Genomic DNA, 17,396 nt, shown 5'->3' on the forward strand with positions numbered 1-17,396 from the left:
CGGTTCACATCGCACCGAGGCTGAGGATTGGATGATGGTCGGAGGTCAGTCGAAGCCGAGTACGACGACGACCGCGAAGGTGAGCACGCCCGCGGCGGCGGCCCCGGCGAAGACCAGTTCGGCGAGAGCCGGAACGGTGTCCGTCCGGCCGATGAGCGGACGGAGCGGTGCCCGCAGCGCTCCGGTGACCGGGAGGGCGAGAGCCGCCGCCGTGACGGCGTTGCGCGCGGCCCGCGCCGACCCGTGACGGTGGCCGTTCGCGCGCGGCGCGGCGATCGTCAGCGTCGCGTTGCAGAGCATCGCGAAAGCGAAGAACCCACCCGCGTGGACCGACGCGGCGGTAAGCCAGAGCAGCGGGTCGGTCCAGCCTTCGCCGACGGCCTCCGCGACGGCCAGCAGCACGCCGCCGAGTGCGGCCGCCATCCCGGCAAGGCCCAGCACGTGGCGACGGGTGAACCGCACGGCTGAGGCGAAACGCCGGTGGGTCACGGCCCGGTCCGCTGCTCGCGTCAACGGCGCCGGGAGGCCCACGGCCAGGACCCGGACCACGGGCGCCAGATCGCCAAGCCAGTCACCCGCCGGCTCGCCCGCCCCACGCCCGGGCGAGCCCGGGGGGAGGAGTCGGCGAGCCCGCAGGACGCGTGCGCTCCCCACAGCGGCCGCCGCCGTGGGGAGCGCCAGGGATGCGACGAGCCAGGGCGTCGTCCCACTCCACCGGTCCCGGTCGGCGCGCAGGGCCACGGCCGTCCAGTCGGTGAGCGCGGTGACGGCGATCAGCGCGGCGGACATGCCCCAGGCGCGCAGGAGTTGACCGATTCGCGAGCGCGGCTGCGGCTCGTCCCGTCGCAGCAGGAGGGACCGGGCCGCCGCGAGTGCCGCCAGGGCCGGAACCAGGAACAGGGTGAACGAGACCACCGCGTCGTACGGGTCGTTCTGCCACGGGCTGCATGCGCGCACCGTTTGGATGTGGGAGGTGACCTCGGCGAAGGCCGTGAAGAGCACGGCTGCGGCGAGGCCGTCCCGCGCGGCCCGGCGGACCGCGGCGTGGGCGGGATGGCCAACGGGAAGCGTCGCGTCGGCGGCTGATGGCGCGTCAGGACGGCTGGGCATGACGGAATAGTACACGTCACGTACTACGCAGCGCGTAGTATTCTGGATCCAGGCCAATGGAAGGAGACGGTCGGTATGCAGGCCAACGACGCCCAGACGCTGGTGCTCTGCGCTCTGGCCGACGGGCCGCTGCACGGCTATGCCGTGAACGCGGCCATCGAGCGACTGGTCGGCAGGCGCCTCGGGCCTGGCAGCCTCTACGGTGCGCTCACCCGGCTGGAGGCCAAGGGCCTCGTCGAGCCGGTCGAGGAGTCGGGGCGGCAGCGCCTCGTGCAACTGACCGCCGAGGGACGGACGGTGCTCGAACACGAGCTGCGGTCCATGGCCAAGGTGGCCGCCGCCGGGCTGCGCAGCCTGGGCGTGAGCCCGGCATGAGCGTCGCCGACCATCTGGTGCGGCTCTACCCCGCCGCTTTCCGCGACCGCTGGGGCGAGGCCATGGCCGAGGAGGTGCGGGCGGCCGGCTGGCGCGGCTGGTACGACGCGCTGCGCGGCGCCGGCAATCTGTGGCTGCACCCGGTGCTCTGGCCCGTCGACCCCAGGCCCGCCGAGGCCGGGCCCACCGAATCCCGGGCCGTAGGCGCTCGCGACAGGCGCCTCGGCCGCGCCGCGGCCCTCGGCGTCGCGGCCGCGCTGTTCACCGCGCTGCTCGGGCACGCGATAGGGGAACAGGGCACCCCCCTCACCGACGCGCCGGGCGGGCCCTGGCCGATGCGCGCCTGCGCCGCCCTGCTGCTGCTCGGTCTCGCGCTCGCCGCGCCCCGCCCGAACCTCTCGACCGGCGCACTGCGCGTCCTGGCGGACCGCGCCGTCCGCCGTCTCGCCGTCCCCATGCTGCTCGGGGCCGGCGTCGTGGCGCTCGCGCGACTCCACACAGGGAGAGCAGGGCCATGGGAGCACCTGGCAGCCGACTCCTGGTGGCTCGCCCTGACTGCGGCCGCCGTCCAGACCTGTCGCGTGGTCTCGGACGCGGGCGGCGCCGTGCTCGTCCCACCGTCCCACGCGAGCCTGCGCCTTGGCCTCTGGAGTCTGGCCGCGAGCAGCCTGCTGACCGGGGCCATCGCGCTCGCCGTCTGCCTCGGCCGTCCCGACCCCGACCGGATCGCCGTGGCGGCGGGCGGCTGCCTCCTCCTGCCGGCCTGCGCCCTGGCAACGACCCTGCACGATCTGCGCGTGGTCTCAAGAAACTGACGCCGAGTACGCAAACTCGCCCGCCTTCGTCCACCGTCCCCGCAGCACCCCTTTCGTCGTCCCGTCACCTGAGAAGCCGCGAGGGCCCGGGGCACCCACCGGACCGGGCCCTCGGAGACGTACATAAGGAGGTTCCCGGGGCGTACCCAGGCACGCAGCCCTCGACGAGCCAGCCCTCGGCGTGCTGTTGCACGGCTACGCGGACGCGTACCGAGACGGGCCTCGCCCTGGAACGACGGACGCCGGCCCGGGCCGCATGGCGATCAGCCCGCAGCGCACGCCACTTCTCACCTGTGTAGGGTCCATGATCAAGTGTCGGGGCAGGCCACCCGCCGGCCTCGGCGTGTCCTGCCACCCCTCGTCCGTAAGAGAACACATGCGCAAGAAGCCCACCATTGTCGTCGGCCTCCTGGCCGCCGCGGCCCTCTGCGCCGCGGTCCCCGCCACCGCCGCACCGGCCCACTCGTCCCGCGCCAAGTGCCCCCAGCTCGCCGAGAGTTCCTCCTGGGCCGGCGCCAACCGCGCCAAGCTGCAGAAGATGATCGACGAGCGGGGCACCTGCTCCGGCAAGGGCGGTCCCCGCCCCGTCGCCGCCTTCGACTGGGACAACACCGTCGTCAAGAACGACATCACCGACGCCACCCTCGCCTGGGCCCTCAAGCACGACAAGATCCTCCGGCCCACGAGCTGGCGGGACACCAGCGCCTGGCTCACGCCCGCCGCGGACAAGGCCCTCACCAAGGCCTGCGGCACCAAGGTACGCGCCGGCCAACCGCTGCCCACATCGAAGAACGCCGCCTGCGCCGATGAGATCTTCGAGATCCGCGAGAAGTCGCAGACGATGGCCGGCGAGGCCGCCTTCGCCGGTGACTGGAACCACCGCCGTACCGTTCCCGCGTACGCCTGGATACCTCAGCTGTTCGCCGGCCACACCCCGGGCCAGCTCACCTCCTTCGCCAAGAAGGCACGCGCCGAGCAGCTCGCCGCGCCCGTGGGTGCCAAGCAGACCGTGGGCACCCACACCCTGGCCGGTTACGTGCGCTACTACGAGGAGCAGAAGGATCTGATCCACACTCTCAAGGCGGCCGGTTTCGACGTCTACATCGTCTCCGCCTCCTCCGAGCCCATCGCCGAGGCATGGTCCAGCGGCGTCGGCCTCGACCGTGACCACACCATCGGCATCCGCAGCATCACCAAGCACGGCCGTCTCACCACGGCGATCAAGGGCTGCGGCGGCATGGAATCCGGCCGGGGCGACGCGCTGCCCTACATGGACGGCAAACGCTGCATGATCAACCAGGAGATCTTCAAGATCAGGGGCGCCAAGGCCTGGGAGAAGCAGGACTTCGCGCACCGCATCACCCTCGGTGCGGGGGACGCCGACACCGACGTCACCTTTGTCGACGACGCCACCGGCGCCCACCTGGCCATCAACCGCAACAAGTCCGAGCTGATGTGCCGGGCCTTCGACGACGCGGACGGCCGCTGGGTGGCCAACCCGATGTTCATCGACCCGCTGCCACGCAAGTCCGGCACCTACCCGTGTGCCACCACCGGCGCCACGCACCCCGACGGCACGCACGGCCCCGTCCGGCGCGCCGACGGCTCGGTCATCCCCGACCAACTCGACCGGGTCTGACCCGGGGCACGAGGGCCGACGGGTCTGCCTGCCGACTCCCGTGCCGGAGCCAGCCGACCATGCGACCTGCCCGGCACATGCGGTCCGCCCCAAGACGCGGAGGGGGACCACGGCGATCCTCCAGCCGCAGTGCCGCGCAGGGTCTCCACCGTTCCAGGACCAAGGGGCCGACGTGGGTGAGAAGTTGAACACGCGCGATGAACTGGACCGGCTTGGCCGGTCCCTGCGCAGGCAACTGGTCGCGCTGATCACCGATTTGACCGTCCGGGTCCACCTCCGTCGTCTCTCCCTCGACGAGCCGAAGATCGCCGACCGGCGCGAGCCGCAGCGTTACCACTACGCGACGGTGTACCAGGGCCGTCGTCCGGCGACCGTCACCGCCGCCGCGACGGCCTCCCGCGCGGCCCGCCTTCTCCGCACGGCCGGCTGGGACGTCACGCAGTCCCAGGAGGACGACGACGGAAGGCTCTGGACCGTTGTCCTCGCCCACTGCGACGGCAACAGCATCCGCGTCCTGACGAGCGACGACACACCCGCCGTGGCGTTTCGTGCGCAGACACCGGCACTGGCACTGGGCCCGCCTCCACCAGATCAGCAGCCGGTGTACGGTCTGCCGCGCCCACCAGCATGCCGCCGGCGCCCGAAGAAAGGGTGACCTGCAGACGGAACCACCAGGCGGTGTCCATGCCCCGACACGATCGTGCAGGCGAATGTCAGCCCCTTCGCATCGGCGAGATCCGTAAGCAGCCGTGCCCCGGCATGACTGGGCATCCCCGAACAGCCGCCACGGCAGGGGCCTTGGCCACGAACTCTTGGCCAGTACGGAGAAAGTGCCCACCGTGTGGGCCGACAGGATCCTTCAGCAGGGCCCATCGCCCCAGGTCAGGAGGGCACTTTCGTGTTGCCGCCCCACGCCCAGCCGTGCCCAGGGGAAACGGCGAGATTAGACGGTGCCGGACATCCACAGGCGGAAGCGCGCGTTGGGGGCGTCTTCCTTGCAGGGGTAGAGGCGCGCGTACGCGCCCTGGATCTGGCCGCCCCACATGTTGACGCAGTTGCTCGTCGCGTTCATCGGCTGGAACCGGATGTAGTTGCTGCCCCCATCGTTGCCGACGGTGTTGAAGGCCGCGTCGGCGCTATTGCAGTTGTTGAAGAGCTTGATGAAGTTGCCCGTGGTGTTGCCGCCGCTCCAGTTGTTCAGGCACCAGTCCGGCGACGCGGCACTCTGGATCTTGAAGTGGCTGGCGCCGGCGTCAAGGATGTTCCACCGCTGGGCGTCGGTTCCGTTGCACGGCCACTGCTGGACGAACTGCCCCTTGAAAACTTGTCCGTTCGGGATGTCCAGGCAGTAGCCGTCCGCGATGTTGATCGTGACGTTGGTCTTCGGAGCCGCCTGGGCCGGGGTGGCGGTCAGCAGGGTGCCGAGGGCGGCGACCGCCGCGAAGGAGGCCACGGCGGAGGAGCGTATGCGCATGTGAGTGTTCCCGAAGAGGTGTTGAAGGGGGATCGTGCCGTCGGACCGTCTCCCGCGGCAGGTGCCGCACCGGACGCGACAACGGAAACCTAGCGCTCCGCGCGGGGCGTCCCGCCGTCCCGCGCCCCGTCCCGCCGTCCCGCACTCGGGTCCGGGACGGCCCGGCCGGTCCACCGGGACTCCGTCAGGTCGCAGGGGATCTTCTTGTTCTGCGCGGGGAGGGCCAGGCTCGCGGTTGGTTGCAGGTGGTACAGATGCCGGGCCCCTAGCGCAGTACGACCTGAAGGACGTCGAGGGCACGGTTGGAAGCTGAGACCAGCGGGGGCACTTCGTTGAGGGTCCCGTCCCCCGCCCGGTGCTGCGGCCCCACACATACACACCCGTTGCGGGACGTACCGGACCGTCATGCCAGGTGAGGTCGCTGCGTGAATTCGAGGATGCCATGGGTGAACTGGGCGGCCAGCCGGTGCCAGTGCCTGGCTCCGAGGAGCATGGTGTGGCCGCCCCGCGTCATGGCCACCGTGCGCACGGTTGCCCCGTGGCTTCCTGCGCGGCGGGCGAAGGCCCACGTCTGGTCGGCCCGGGTGACGCGGTCGTGCGGATCGTGCAGCAGCACGACCGTCTTCCCGCACAGGTGGGAGACGGGTTCGTCCGCAGGACACCAGGGCGCGAGGGCCACGACGCCGCTCACCGAGGGGTGTCCGGCCGCGCGCAGGGCTGCGCGGCCGCCCATGGAGTGGCCGACGAGGACGACGGGGGTGCGGGGCGTCAAGGCCCCCAGCTCGTCGAGAGCGTCGAGGGCGTCGTGGGCGGGGTCGGCGTGCGGGGCGTTCCAGCCGCGGCGGCGATAGCGCACCGAGGCGAGCAGGAGGGTGTGCCGAGGCTGGGCACGCAGGATCGCGGTGCCGAAGAATCGCATGCGCAGCGCGGCCAGGTCGGGCCGTGGCGGCGGCGCCAGGTCGTCGGCGCGGCCTCCGTGGAGCAGCAGCACGGCGGCTCGGGGTTGTGGGGGCGCCGCGCGCACGATCAACCGGGCCGGACGCGAGGCGGTCGGCGTGTCGTCGCCAGCACTGCGAGGGCGGGTCGGCTTGCGGGGCTCGGCGTCCTTGCGCGAGGGGGTCATGGTCGTGCCTCCGTCGAGGTTTGATGACGCCGTGGTGGCAGGGGGACGAAACCGCTGGTGCGTGCGGCGTAGGCGGCGTATCCGGGGCGGTCTTTCATGTGCTGCTCCAGGAGGCGCTTTCCGCTGCCGCGCGTAAGGAGAAACGACATCAGCAGCGGGGACAGTACGGAGACGGCCGCGGCCTGCCAGGTTCCGCAGGCCAGGGCGAACAGGCCCCACCAGACGAGGAAGTCTCCGAAGTAATTGGGGTGGCGGGTCCACGCCCAGAGTCCTCGATCCATGATCTGCCCGTCGTGCGCGGGGTCGGCTTTGAACCGGGCGAGCTGGTGGTCGCCAACCGATTCGAAGGCCAGTCCGGCCGCCCACAGCACACCGCCGATGGCGGCGGTGACCGCGAGGGGTCCGCGGGTGTACTGGGCGGCCTGGACCGGCAGGGAGATGAGCCAGATGAGGCCGCCCTGCAGGAGGTAGATCATGCGCAGCGCGTAGACGTTCCGGCTGCCGGGGGCTCTGTCCAGCATGCGCTCGTACCGGCGGTCTTCGCCGTGTCCGCGACCGCGCCAGGCGATGTGGGCGGCCAGCCGCACCCCCCAGATCACGGTCGCAGCCGTCATCAGGAGCCGCCGTGCATCCTCGCCCTGGCCGGCGGAGGCCGCACAGGTGACCACGGCCACCGCGCTGAAGCCGAGGCCCCACGCGATGTCGACGATGCGATGCAGCCCCTTGACCACCGCGGCGGCGAAGGTGACGAGGACTACGGCGAGGGCCGTGACGGCCGTCAGGGCCAGGTTCTCGGCGAAGGCGTGCCAAGCGAAGCCGGTCATGACGTCTCCTGCGGCCGGTACCAGTCGTGCAAGGCGGCGGGCATGTCGGCCGTGCCGTCCGCCCCGGGGCGTACCGCGAGGATCTGGTCGACGCCCATGCGGCGTTCGGCGAAGGCGAGGCCGCCTCCGGCGAGGTACAGGCGCCAGACGCGGGCCGTCTCCTGCCCGGCCAGGGCCACGAAGTCCGCCCAGCGCCCTTCCAGGGTGGCGTACCAGGCGGCGATCGTTCGCACGTAGTGTTCGCGCAGTGATTCCACGGCCCATACGTCGAGGCCGGCGTTCTCCAGCAGTGCGACCGTTTCGCCCAGGGGCCGCATGTGCATGTCGGGGGCGATGTAGGCCTCGATGAAGGCACCGCCGCCGGGGGCGGTTTTCGTGCGCGACATCTGCTGGATCAGCAGCCGGCCGCCGGGGCGCAGCAGGCCGTGGAGGCGGGCGGCGAAGTCCGGGTACTGAGCTTCGCCGACGTGTTCGCCCATCTCGATGGCGCAGACGGCGTCATAGTCGGCGCCCTTGAGCTCACGGTAGTGCCGCAGGTGTACTTTGACGTGCGATTCGAGCCCTCGCTCGCGGACGCGCGCGGCGACGAAGTCGTGCTGCTCGCGCGACAGGGTGACCGCGGTGACGCGGGCACCGAAGCGCTGCGCCGCGTAGAGGGACAGACTCCCCCAGCCGCAGCCCACGTCCAGCAGGCGCGCGCCCGGCTCCAACGCCAGCTTGCGGCAGACCAGTTCGAGCTTGTCGCGCTGTGCGTCGGCCAGCCCGTAGTGCGGGTCGTCGGGCCGGGTCCAGTAGGCGCAGGAGTACGCCATGGACTCGTCCATGAGCAGCGCGTACCAGTCGTTGGACAGGTCGTAGTGGTGGCTGATCGCTGCCCGGTCCCGGCCGGTGCTGTGCGGTTTGCCGCGCAGCCGGGCCTGTGGTGCTCCGGGGGCGGGCGGGCGCGGGCCGACGGCTCCGCACCGCAGTGCGGTGAGGGCAGCGGTCAGGTGCCGGTGCGGTGCCTGACCGCCGGGGTTCGGCACGCGTTCGCGGACCGCGCGCCATGTGGCGCTCAGGGCGGTGGTGAGGTCTCCCTCGACGTCCAGGTCGCCCGCGATGTAGGCCTGGGCCAGGCCGAGTTCACCGGGCTGCCACAGCAGCCGGCGCAGAGCGCGCGGAGAACGCAGCACGACCACGGGTGCCTGGGCCGGTCCGGTCTCGCTGCCGTCCCAGGCGCGCAGCCGTACCGGCAGCTCCCCCAGGAACCCTTGGGCAGCTTCGGCGAGACGGGAGGCCAACGGCTTCATCACACACCTGCTTTCGCCAGCACCAACTGGTGTACGTCCAAATAGCGCGCCCGGAAGCCGGCCTCGGAATAGGCGAGGTAGAACTCCCACATTCTGGCGAAGGTGGCGTCGAAGCCGAGCGCCGCGACCTCCTCGCCCCGGGCAACGAAGCGCTCGCGCCACAGCCGCAGGGTCTCGGCGTAGTGGGCCCCGTACGCGTCGTCGTACACCGTCGTGAGGCCCGCCGCGCCGGCTGCCTGACCCATGGCTTCGACGGAGGGGATGAGGCCGCCGGGGAAGATGTACTTCTGGATCCAGGTGTAGGTGTCGCGGGTGGCCAGCATGCGCTCATGCGGCATGGTGATGGCCTGGAGCACGATCCGTCCCCGCGGGGCCAGCAGGCCGGACAGCGCGTCGAAGTAGACGGGCCAGTACTCCTCACCGACGGCTTCGATCATCTCGACGCTGACGATGGCATCGAACTCCCCCGTCACCTCCCGGTAGTCGCACAGTTCGACGCTGACGCGGTCCGCGTGGCCTGCGGCTTCGATGCGCCCGGTGGCGTGGGCGCGCTGCTCCCGGGACAGGGTCACGGTCTTCACCCGGGCGCCGCGCGCGGCCGCGCGCAGGGCGAGCTCCCCCCATCCGGTGCCCACTTCCAACAGACGGGTCCCTTCGGTGACACGGGCCAGGTCGAGCAGTCCGTCGATCTTCCGGTGCTGCGCGTCGGCCAGCTTCGACCACTGTGCGGGGAAGCCGCGGAAGACGCCCGCGGAGTACGTCATGGTCTCGTCGAGGAACAGGCCGAACAGGTCGTTGGACAGGTCGTAGTGGCAGCTGATGTTCGCCCGTGCCCCGCGCAGGGTGTTGCGCTGCGGGACCGGGCGGCGCGGCGCCCACAGGCCGCGCAGGCCCTGGAGCGGACGCGGGACGAGCGAGGCGACGTTCGCGGCCAGGACGGTGAGGAGGCCGACCAGGTCGTCGGTGTCCCACTCCTGCGCCATGTAGGACTCACCGAAACCGATCAGTCCGCCGGTGCCGACGCGGCGGAAGAACGCCTGCGGGTCGTGCACCGTGATGAGGGGCCCCTGGTCTCCGGTGCGGGGCGCATCGCCCAGCTCGACCCGCACGGGCAGTCGGCCGAGCGCCCGCCGCACGATCCGTTCGGCCACCCGCGCGCGCACCGGCGAACTGCGGGGCACCCGGGCGACATCGGGCCACCGGGACGCGTCCGTGCCCACCCGCGGTGCGGCGGTCGGGCTCCGGTCGTCGGTGTACGAGACAGCGGCCTTCACTTCATGCCCTCCTGGGGACAGTGGCGGGGTCGGGGTTGAACAGGAAGACGGCGCAGGAACAGCCACACGCCGTGCCGGCGGATGCCGATCGAGACCGCGGCCGTCGACCACGGGTGACGCAGCGCCGCGGCGAGAAGTCGGCCGGGCGTGGCCCTGGTGCGTACGCCTCGCACGGTGGCGGTGAACGGGCGCTCGCCGCCGCGGCGCAGTTGCACGCTCAGATCAAGCGTCGCGGCCGGCACCGGCAGGCGCATCCGGTAGGCGCCGTCGACGGGGAAGAACGGCGAGACGTAGAACTCCTTGGCCACCGAGGCAGTGCCCTGATCGTCGGTGCGCAGCAGGTAGCAGTGGCGTTCGCCGTACGTGTTGTGGACCTCGGCCACCACGGCGCGCAAGCCTCCGCCGGAGCCGTAACACCAGTACAGCGTGAGCGGGTTGAACACATACCCGAAGACGCGCGCGTGCGCGAGCATGAGGACCCGGCCGCCGTCCAGGTGCATGCCGCGTGCGGCCAGGAACTGGTCGAGCCCGCCCCGCAGTGAGGCCTGTCCGCCACCGAAGTGGTCGCGGGCGTCGAAGCGGGCCAGCGGTCGTAGCACCCGCGGCAGAACGGGCAGGTCGTCGAGGTCGACGAGCCACATGTAAGTGCGCCGGCGGAAGGAGTGCCGCAACGGAACGGTCCGCGCGTGGGAGACGACGCATGTGTAAAGGGCGGGTGCCCACGGAGTACGGGCGCCGAGGTCGAGGGCCGGGTCCAGGAGGGGAGCGGTCACCAGGGCACCCCCAGAGCAGCGGCGGCCCGGACACCGGACCGGCAGCCGTCCTCGTGGAAGCCCCAGCCGTGATACGCGCCCGCGTACACGGTCACGGGGGTGTTCAGCCCCGGCAGGTGCCGCTGCGCCGCCACCGACTCCCGTGTGTAGACGGGGTGTTCATAGGTCATACGCGCCAGCACCCGGCCCGGGTCGATCAGGCCGTCGGCGTTGAGGGTGACCAGATACGGCTGAGGGCCCGCCAGGCGCTGCAGCCGGCTCATGTCGTAGCTGACCTGCACCTTGTCCGCGGAGGACGTACAGGAAGGCATCCGATAGTTCCAAGAGGCCTTGGCGTTGCGGGCGCTGGGCAGCACCGAGGTGTCGGTGTGCAGCACGGTGTGGTTGCGCGAATACCGGAAGGCCCCGAGCACCCGGGCCTCGTCGGGGGTGGCGTCGGCCAGGATCCGAAGCGCCTGATCGGGATGGACAGCGATCACCACGGCGTCGTAGGTGCGCTCCCCCTCGGCGGTGACCACCCGCGCCCGCCCCGGCTCCCGTCGCACGGCGCGCACCGGGGTCGCGGTGCGCACGGTGGTGAGCTGCTTCTCGACCCTGCTGACGTACTCGACCGAACCGCCGGTCACCGTCTTCCACGTGGGTGCTCCGCGAACCGACAGCATCCCGTGGTGCTCCAGGAACCGGAAGAGGTAGACGGCCGGGTACCGCATGGCGATGTCGGGGGCGCACGACCACACGGCGGACACCAGCGGTGTGACGAAATGGTGCACGAAGTACGGCGTGAAACCGCACTGAGCCACGAACTCGCCCAGAGTCAGCTCGCCTTCGCGGTCCGACACCAGTGCGGCACGCGCGGCGCGGTGGAAAGCCGGCACCTGGCCGAGCATCCGCAGGTACCGGCCCCGTACGGCACTGCGCGGCTGAGCGAACAGCCCCGCCGGCCCCCGGGCGCCGGCATATTGCAGCCCACACCCGTCGCACCGCACGGACATACTCATCTCGGAGTCCTGGGTGGGCACCCCGAGCTCCCGGAACAATCGCAGCAGCAGGGGGTACGTGCGTTCGTTGTGGACGATGAACCCGCTGTCGACCCGTACCGTCCTCCCCCCACCCCGATTCAGCTCATGTGTGTGCGCGTGCCCGCCCAGCCGGTCGTCGGCCTCGTACAACGTCACGTCACAGGCCTGCCGCAGCACGTAGGCCGCGGTCAGCCCGGCCACGCCGCCGCCCACCACGGCTATCTGTCGCCGCTCCACCGTTGCCTCCTCCGAGCCCGACGGGCTGTGTCGACGGTGATTCGGCGCCGTGCGCGGTTCGGATTGGTCACAAAGCCTCGGGCCGCGGACCCCCGCCAGACCAGCTCAGACGTCCGGCCGGGCCCGGCCGGACGAACGGGGCAGAGGAAGGCCAGAGCACTGCCCACGCACCTCGCGGACGGATCCGGCCGTCCCGCCGGGCGCAGCGTGTGGGCAGGGGGGCACCCCAGCCTTGCCCCTCCGGCCTGGAGTCGCACAAGGCAGTCGCCCCAGAGCCGGGCTGTGGAGTGTCTCCGAAGAATCGGCGCTCCGCCGCGGGAGGTCGGCGCGATCACCGACGACACCGCTCGCGAGGTGCGGGTCCTGTTGTTCGGGCTGGTGGGCGCGCCAGCTTCTCGTAGGCCTGAAAGTCATCCAGCTCGGTCGCGCAGCAGCAGCGCCGATGTCCGCCGCCGAGCGGCAGCGGGATGATCAGGCGGGCCGCACCGATCGCGCGGCAGAAGCCCTGGGGGCGGCGCATACCCCCGCAGCCGACCCGTCGCGCAGGCGGGGCGTAGTGGTCACCGAGTCAAGTGACCGTGTCGCCTACGGTCATTGCACATCTGACGAGCTCCTCCCCCGTGCCTGGCCTGCGGCGGACGCGAGTTCGTGAGCTCGCGTCCGCCCACACCTCGAAGACTCAGCCAGCTGCACGCCTGCGGTGCCGGCCAACGCCGACGGCCAAGGCCGTGCCCAGCGCGACAGCCGCTCCGCCCGCGCCAATCTGCCACCGCGTCGCGGCGTCAACTCCACTGTGCGCCAGCTGCCCTGACGGAGCGGCATTGGCTTCGTCGGCAGCGGCGAGAGGCACGGTGTGCTCACTCACCACCGGCTTGCCCCCCGGCGGCTGCGGTCGGTCGCCGTCGCCGATACCTTCGGCACCTCCACCGGCCGACTTCCCTGGCTCGGCTGTCCCGGCTTCGCCACCCGGATCAGTCGGGCCCTCGCCACCGGATCCACCAGGCTGGGTCGGGTCCTCGCCACCAGGATCACCCGGATCGCCCGAACCACCGGGATCACCACCCGGATCAGTCGGCTCCTCACCACCGGGATCACCACCCGGATCGGTCGGGCGGATGATCCTCGACGCGTACCAGGGGGACTCCAGGCTGATGCCGTCGGCGGCTCCTATGAAGAAAGGGTCCACGGTGGGTGCGTCGTCGTGGAACCGAACACGCACGGGCAGCTCAGTCGTACCCGCAGGTACCACGAGTGCGAAGTGCACCGTGGTGTGCGACGGCCCCGAGGAGGCCACGTCACGCCATCCACCGGCTCCGCCGACCTGCACATCGGCGTGACGGGCACAAAGCTCCAGGTCGCCATCGACGATCATGAACGTCACCTCACGGTCGGCGCTCGACGGCTCGGCGTCCACCACCAGCGTGAGCTCCTGCCACGGCCCGCCCGCAACGAACGCGTCCGGGACGCCCCGCACGGAAACCGTCACTCCCTCGCGGGCATCCCCGTTCCGGCTGTCCGGGTTCCGCTCCTCCTCTCCCTCCCCTGCCGATCGGTCGGGCAGGGAGAGCCCAGCAGGTGGGCTGTCCGCCGCCGCGGCAGCGGTGCCAAACAGGGAGGCCGGCGCCACCACACCGGCGGCGACGGCCAGGATTGTTCTTCTCAGGTGCACTGTGCTCTCTATCTCAAGAGATGATCACTGGACCAGTCCACCCTTTCCCCCCTGTAGCAGCACCAGTAGCCCGAAACGGCCTGTGACGTCATAGACCATTTCTATGTCCGGGCGCGGGCACCGACCGCACTACGACGACATGGGATTCTCCGAGCACCCGCCCATACCCGGATCCGCCCCGAACGGGTGAATCGCGCCGTGCGCCCGGAGCCTGATGCCCCGGCAGGATCGGTACGGGGCGACGGCACGGCGGCGGACCGGGATGCCGTCGTGCCGGGCCGCTGTTAATTTCGCGCTTATGTCCCTTATGCGCATATGCGACACGGTCGTCCTGAACGTCTCACGCGCTTCGCGGCTCGGCTGACCCGCGATGGGCATCCTCAAGGACCATCCGGAGCTCGCCCTTTTCCTCTGCCTCGCGCTCGGCTACCTCGTCGGCAAGCTGCGGGCCGGGCCCATCACGCTCGGCGGCATCTGCGGCACCCTGATCGTGTCGCTCCTGATGGGCGCCTGGGCCAAGGTGCAGGTCTCCGGTGACGTCAAGACGGTCTTCTTCGCCCTGTTCATCTTCTCGCTCGGCTATCTCGCGGGGCCGCAGTTCTTCGCCAACCTCAACCGCGGCAGCCTGCGCTTCTTCACGCTGTGCCTGATCGAACTGGTCTGTGTGCTCGGCATCGCCTTCAGCCTCGCGAAGGCCTTCGGGCTCGACGTCGGCACCGCGTCCGGCATCCTGGCCGGCGCCGCCACCGAGTCCGCGGTCGTCGGCACCGCCACCGAGGCCATCGGAAAACTCGGCGGCCTCAGCGCGGCCCAGGTCAGCGACTACCAGGGCCATGTGGCCACCGCGTACACCGTCTGCTACCTCTTCGGCCTCATCACCATCGTCATCTACACCAGCCAGATCATGCCGATGATGCTGCGCATCAACCTGCGGGACGCATCGCGGCAGCTGTGGGAGAAGATGCGCGGCGGCGGGGGCGAGCACGGTCTGGAGGCCGACGAGCGCGAGGCGCTGCCCGGCCTGGTGGGCCGTACCTATCTGGTGACGACGGCCGACGGGCGAACCATCGGCGACCTGGAGTCCTCGCTCGGCGGCCGGATCACCATCGAGGCGCTGCGCCGCGGCAGCCGCGCCCTCTCCCCCGAACCCGGGGTCGAGCTGACCCTGTCCGACCTCGTGCTCGTGGTCGGCCGGCGGGCCAACGCCATCGAGGCGGGCCGCGAGATCGGCCCCGAGACGTCCGGCATTCCGGGCCTGGATTCGCCCCTGGCCACCGCACAGGTCGCGATGACCGAGAGGTCCGCCGACGGCAAGAGCCTCGACCAACTCCAGCACACCCACCCGGAGTTCATCAAACAAGGCGTGTACGTCACCGATGTGATCCGCAACGATCAGCATCTGCCGGCGAACCCGGACACCGTGCTGCGGCGCGGTGACGTCCTCACCCTGGTCGGCGCCCGGTCGGGCCTCAACAAACTGGTCGCGAAGATCGGCGCGGTGGTCAAGAACGACGCCACCGACTTCATCTACCTCGGCCTCGGCATCGTCTGCGGCTCGCTGCTCGGCCAGGTCGTGGTCCGGGCCGGTGACATCCCGCTCTCGCTCGGCACCGGCGGCGGTTGTCTGATCTCCGGTCTGGTCTTCGGCTGGTTCCGCTCCCGCAAGCAGACCTTCGGAGCGTTCCCGCCCCAGGCCGCGACCACTCTCAAGGACATGGGCCTGGCCGTCTTCATCGCCTGCACCGGCCTGGTGTCGGGGCCGCAGGCCTGGCCGCTGCTCAAGCAGTACGGGGCGCTGCTCCCGTTCGCCGGGATCGCGATGGTGCTGATCCCGGCCACGCTTTCGCTGGTCGTCGGGCGTGCCCTGCTGAAGATCGAGAAGCCGCTCCTGATCGGCGCCATCGCGGGCCAGCAGTGCTCGACGCCCGCCATCACCTCCATCACCCAGGTCGCCCAGAGCTCCGTACCGATGCTCGGCTACACCATCACGTACACGCTCTCGAACTTCCTGCTGCCCTTGACCGGCCCGGTCCTCGTCGGCGTCCTCGGAGCCTGAACATGATCGATTTCATCGACCGCAACATCTTCCATCCGCACCCCGAGCTCCTGGTGTTCGTCACCATCGCGCTCGGCTTCCTGCTCGGGAAGGTCCGCTACAAGGCGATCGGGCTCGGCGCTGTCACCGGCTGTCTGATCGTGGGCCTGTTCCTCGGCGCCCAGTTCAAGGTGCCGATCGACGCGACCGTGAAGAACCTCTTCTTCACGATGTTCCTGTTCGCGCTCGGCTACCGGGTCGGCCCGCAGTTCTTCCGCGGTCTGAAGAAGGACGGTCTGCCGCAGGTCGCCAACGCGCTGGTCGTCTGCGTCACCGGCCTGCTGGTCTCCTGGGGCCTCGCCTCGATGCTCGGGTACGGGCCCGGGCTCTCGGCCGGGCTGCTCGGCGGCGGGCTCACCCAGTCCGCGGTCATCGGCGTCGCCCAGGACGCGATCGGCAACCTGCCCGGCCTCAGCCCCGCCCAGATCAAGAGCGAGGAGAACCTCGTCGCCATCGGGTACGCGGTCTGCTACCCGCTCGGCACCGTCTGCGCGGCGCTGCTCCTGGCCTCGGTGCTGCCCCGCCTCTACCGCAAGGACCTGGCGGCGGAGAGTGCCAGGCTCGCCAAGGAGCTGGACGCGCCCGGCGACGACCCCGACCTCGGCGCGGGCTACTACGAGGTGGTGCTGCGCGCCTACACGGTGGAGCGCCCCGACATCGTGGGCCGCACCATCGACGACTTCGAGCAGCAGCAGAAGCAACTCGGCCGCCGCGTCTACATCACCGCGGTGCGGCGTGACGGCATCGTCCTCCAGCACGACCAGCAGACGGTCCTGCACGCGGGCGACACCGTCGCCATCAGCGCGATCCGCGGCGACCTCGTCACCTATGACGCCCGCACCCACATCGGCGGCGAGAGCGACGACGTGGAACTGCTCGGCTACCAGACCGAGACCCTGCACGTGGTGGCCTCCGAAAAGGCCCAACTGGGCAAGACCATCGGCGAGTTGCGGCAGGAGCCCTTCATGGTCGGGGTGTACGTCGACAAGCTGTACCGCTCGGGCACCGAGTTCCCCTACCGGCTCTCCACCCCGGTGGAGCGCGGCGACACCCTCATCCTGACCGGACCCAAGCGCCTGGTGGGCCCGGCCGGCAAGGCGATCGGCAAGCCGGTCCCGACCAGCTTCGCCACCGACATGGTGTGGGTGTGCCTGGGCATCTTCCTCGGCGCCCTGATCGGCATCCCGGCCCTCAAGGCGGGCGGGGTGCCGATCTCGCTCTCCACCTCAGGTGGCGCGCTGATCATGGGTCTGGTCTTCGGCTGGATCCGCTCCAAGTATCCGACGTACGGCAATGTCCCGCCCGGCGCCCAGTGGTTCATGGACACCCTCGGGCTCTGTCTGTTCATCGCGGTGGTCGGCATCAACGCGGGCCCCGGCTTCACCAGCGGCCTGTCCACCGCGGGCTGGTCCCTGCTCCTGTGGGGCGTGGTGGTCACCGTCGTGCCGCTGCTCGCCGGCTTCCTGGTGGGCCACTACATCCAGAAGATCCGCTTCCCGATCCTGATGGGCGTCCTGGCCGGCGGCGAGACCACGACGGCCGCGTTCGGCGCGGTCAACGAGGCGTCCCGATCGCAGATTCCCACCCTCGGCTACACCATCCCCTACGCGATGAGCAACGTCCTGCTCACCATCTGGGGCGCCGTGATCATCCTCCTCAACCACTGACCTGCCCAGCTGC

The 17,396-nt window shown here is 70.8% G+C and carries 15 protein-coding genes; 6 read left to right on the plus strand and 9 right to left on the minus strand.

From position 1 onward, the window contains the following. Nucleotides 1-45: 45 nt before the first annotated feature. Nucleotides 46-1,110, minus strand: coding sequence for a hypothetical protein (locus tag AC07F3_RS34090; RefSeq protein ID WP_479118446.1), 1,065 nt, complete (start codon nt 1,108-1,110; stop codon nt 46-48). Nucleotides 1,111-1,185: 75 nt separating this feature from the next. Between AC07F3_RS34090 and AC07F3_RS34095 the strand changes: the two genes are divergently transcribed. The 4 genes from AC07F3_RS34095 to AC07F3_RS34110 all read left to right on the plus strand — a co-directional run bounded on the left by AC07F3_RS34095 (nt 1,186) and on the right by AC07F3_RS34110 (nt 4,594). Beyond that, entirely contained in the window at nt 1,186-1,485 is a 300-nt protein-coding gene (locus AC07F3_RS34095; protein WP_479118448.1) for a PadR family transcriptional regulator, read from the plus strand. Beyond that, entirely contained in the window at nt 1,482-2,300 is an 819-nt protein-coding gene (locus AC07F3_RS34100) for a hypothetical protein (protein WP_479118450.1), read from the plus strand. The genes AC07F3_RS34095 and AC07F3_RS34100 overlap by 4 nt, the downstream gene beginning before the upstream one ends. Before the next feature lie 376 nt (nt 2,301-2,676). Next, nucleotides 2,677-3,939, plus strand: coding sequence for a haloacid dehalogenase-like hydrolase (locus tag AC07F3_RS34105; RefSeq protein ID WP_479118451.1), 1,263 nt, complete (start codon nt 2,677-2,679; stop codon nt 3,937-3,939). Between the two features lie 172 nt (nt 3,940-4,111). Next, a complete protein-coding gene (locus tag AC07F3_RS34110) occupies nt 4,112-4,594 on the plus strand; it encodes a hypothetical protein (RefSeq protein WP_479118452.1) in 483 nt (160 codons plus the stop codon). A 288-nt stretch (nt 4,595-4,882) separates the two neighbouring features. On the opposite strand, the gene AC07F3_RS34115 is transcribed toward AC07F3_RS34110, so the two are convergent. From AC07F3_RS34115 to AC07F3_RS34150, 8 genes are all read right to left on the minus strand, one after another. Further along, complete coding sequence (locus AC07F3_RS34115; protein WP_479118454.1) at nt 4,883-5,413, minus strand: RICIN domain-containing protein; 531 nt, start codon at nt 5,411-5,413, stop codon at nt 4,883-4,885. A gap of 403 nt (nt 5,414-5,816) precedes the next feature. Beyond that, nucleotides 5,817-6,536 (minus strand): alpha/beta hydrolase, encoded by a 720-nt coding sequence (locus AC07F3_RS34120; RefSeq protein WP_479118456.1) that lies wholly within the window; start codon nt 6,534-6,536, stop codon nt 5,817-5,819. After that, nucleotides 6,533-7,360 carry a DUF1295 domain-containing protein gene (locus tag AC07F3_RS34125; RefSeq protein WP_479118458.1) on the minus strand — a complete coding sequence of 276 codons (828 nt, stop codon included), beginning with the start codon at nt 7,358-7,360 and terminating at the stop codon, nt 6,533-6,535. Before AC07F3_RS34125 ends, AC07F3_RS34120 begins: the two co-directional genes overlap by 4 nt. After that, the gene (locus AC07F3_RS34130) at nt 7,357-8,649 is read right to left on the minus strand and encodes a class I SAM-dependent methyltransferase (protein WP_479118459.1); all 1,293 of its coding nucleotides are present in this window, start codon (nt 8,647-8,649) and stop codon (nt 7,357-7,359) included. Before AC07F3_RS34130 ends, AC07F3_RS34125 begins: the two co-directional genes overlap by 4 nt. Beyond that, nucleotides 8,649-9,923, minus strand: coding sequence for a class I SAM-dependent methyltransferase (locus AC07F3_RS34135; protein WP_479118460.1), 1,275 nt, complete (start codon nt 9,921-9,923; stop codon nt 8,649-8,651). Before AC07F3_RS34135 ends, AC07F3_RS34130 begins: the two co-directional genes overlap by 1 nt. Continuing rightward, entirely contained in the window at nt 9,920-10,696 is a 777-nt protein-coding gene (locus tag AC07F3_RS34140; RefSeq protein ID WP_479118461.1) for a DUF1365 domain-containing protein, read from the minus strand. Before AC07F3_RS34140 ends, AC07F3_RS34135 begins: the two co-directional genes overlap by 4 nt. Further along, entirely contained in the window at nt 10,693-11,952 is a 1,260-nt protein-coding gene (locus tag AC07F3_RS34145) for an NAD(P)/FAD-dependent oxidoreductase (RefSeq protein ID WP_479118463.1), read from the minus strand. Before AC07F3_RS34145 ends, AC07F3_RS34140 begins: the two co-directional genes overlap by 4 nt. A 679-nt stretch (nt 11,953-12,631) precedes the next feature. Further along, nucleotides 12,632-13,621, minus strand: coding sequence for a hypothetical protein (locus AC07F3_RS34150; protein WP_479118464.1), 990 nt, complete (start codon nt 13,619-13,621; stop codon nt 12,632-12,634). 370 nt (nt 13,622-13,991) lie between these two features. On the opposite strand from AC07F3_RS34150, the gene aspT (AC07F3_RS34155) reads away from it, so the two are divergent. Together aspT (AC07F3_RS34155) and aspT (AC07F3_RS34160) are read left to right on the plus strand one after the other, a co-directional pair. Continuing rightward, nucleotides 13,992-15,677, plus strand: coding sequence for an aspartate-alanine antiporter (gene aspT, locus AC07F3_RS34155; protein ID WP_479118465.1), 1,686 nt, complete (start codon nt 13,992-13,994; stop codon nt 15,675-15,677). 2 nt (nt 15,678-15,679) lie between these two features. Further along, nucleotides 15,680-17,383 carry an aspartate-alanine antiporter gene (gene aspT, locus AC07F3_RS34160; RefSeq protein WP_479118466.1) on the plus strand — a complete coding sequence of 568 codons (1,704 nt, stop codon included), beginning with the start codon at nt 15,680-15,682 and terminating at the stop codon, nt 17,381-17,383. The last annotated feature ends 13 nt before the right edge of the window (nt 17,384-17,396 follow it).

The sequence above is a fragment of the Streptomyces sp. NPDC045846 genome, from assembly GCF_056431605.1.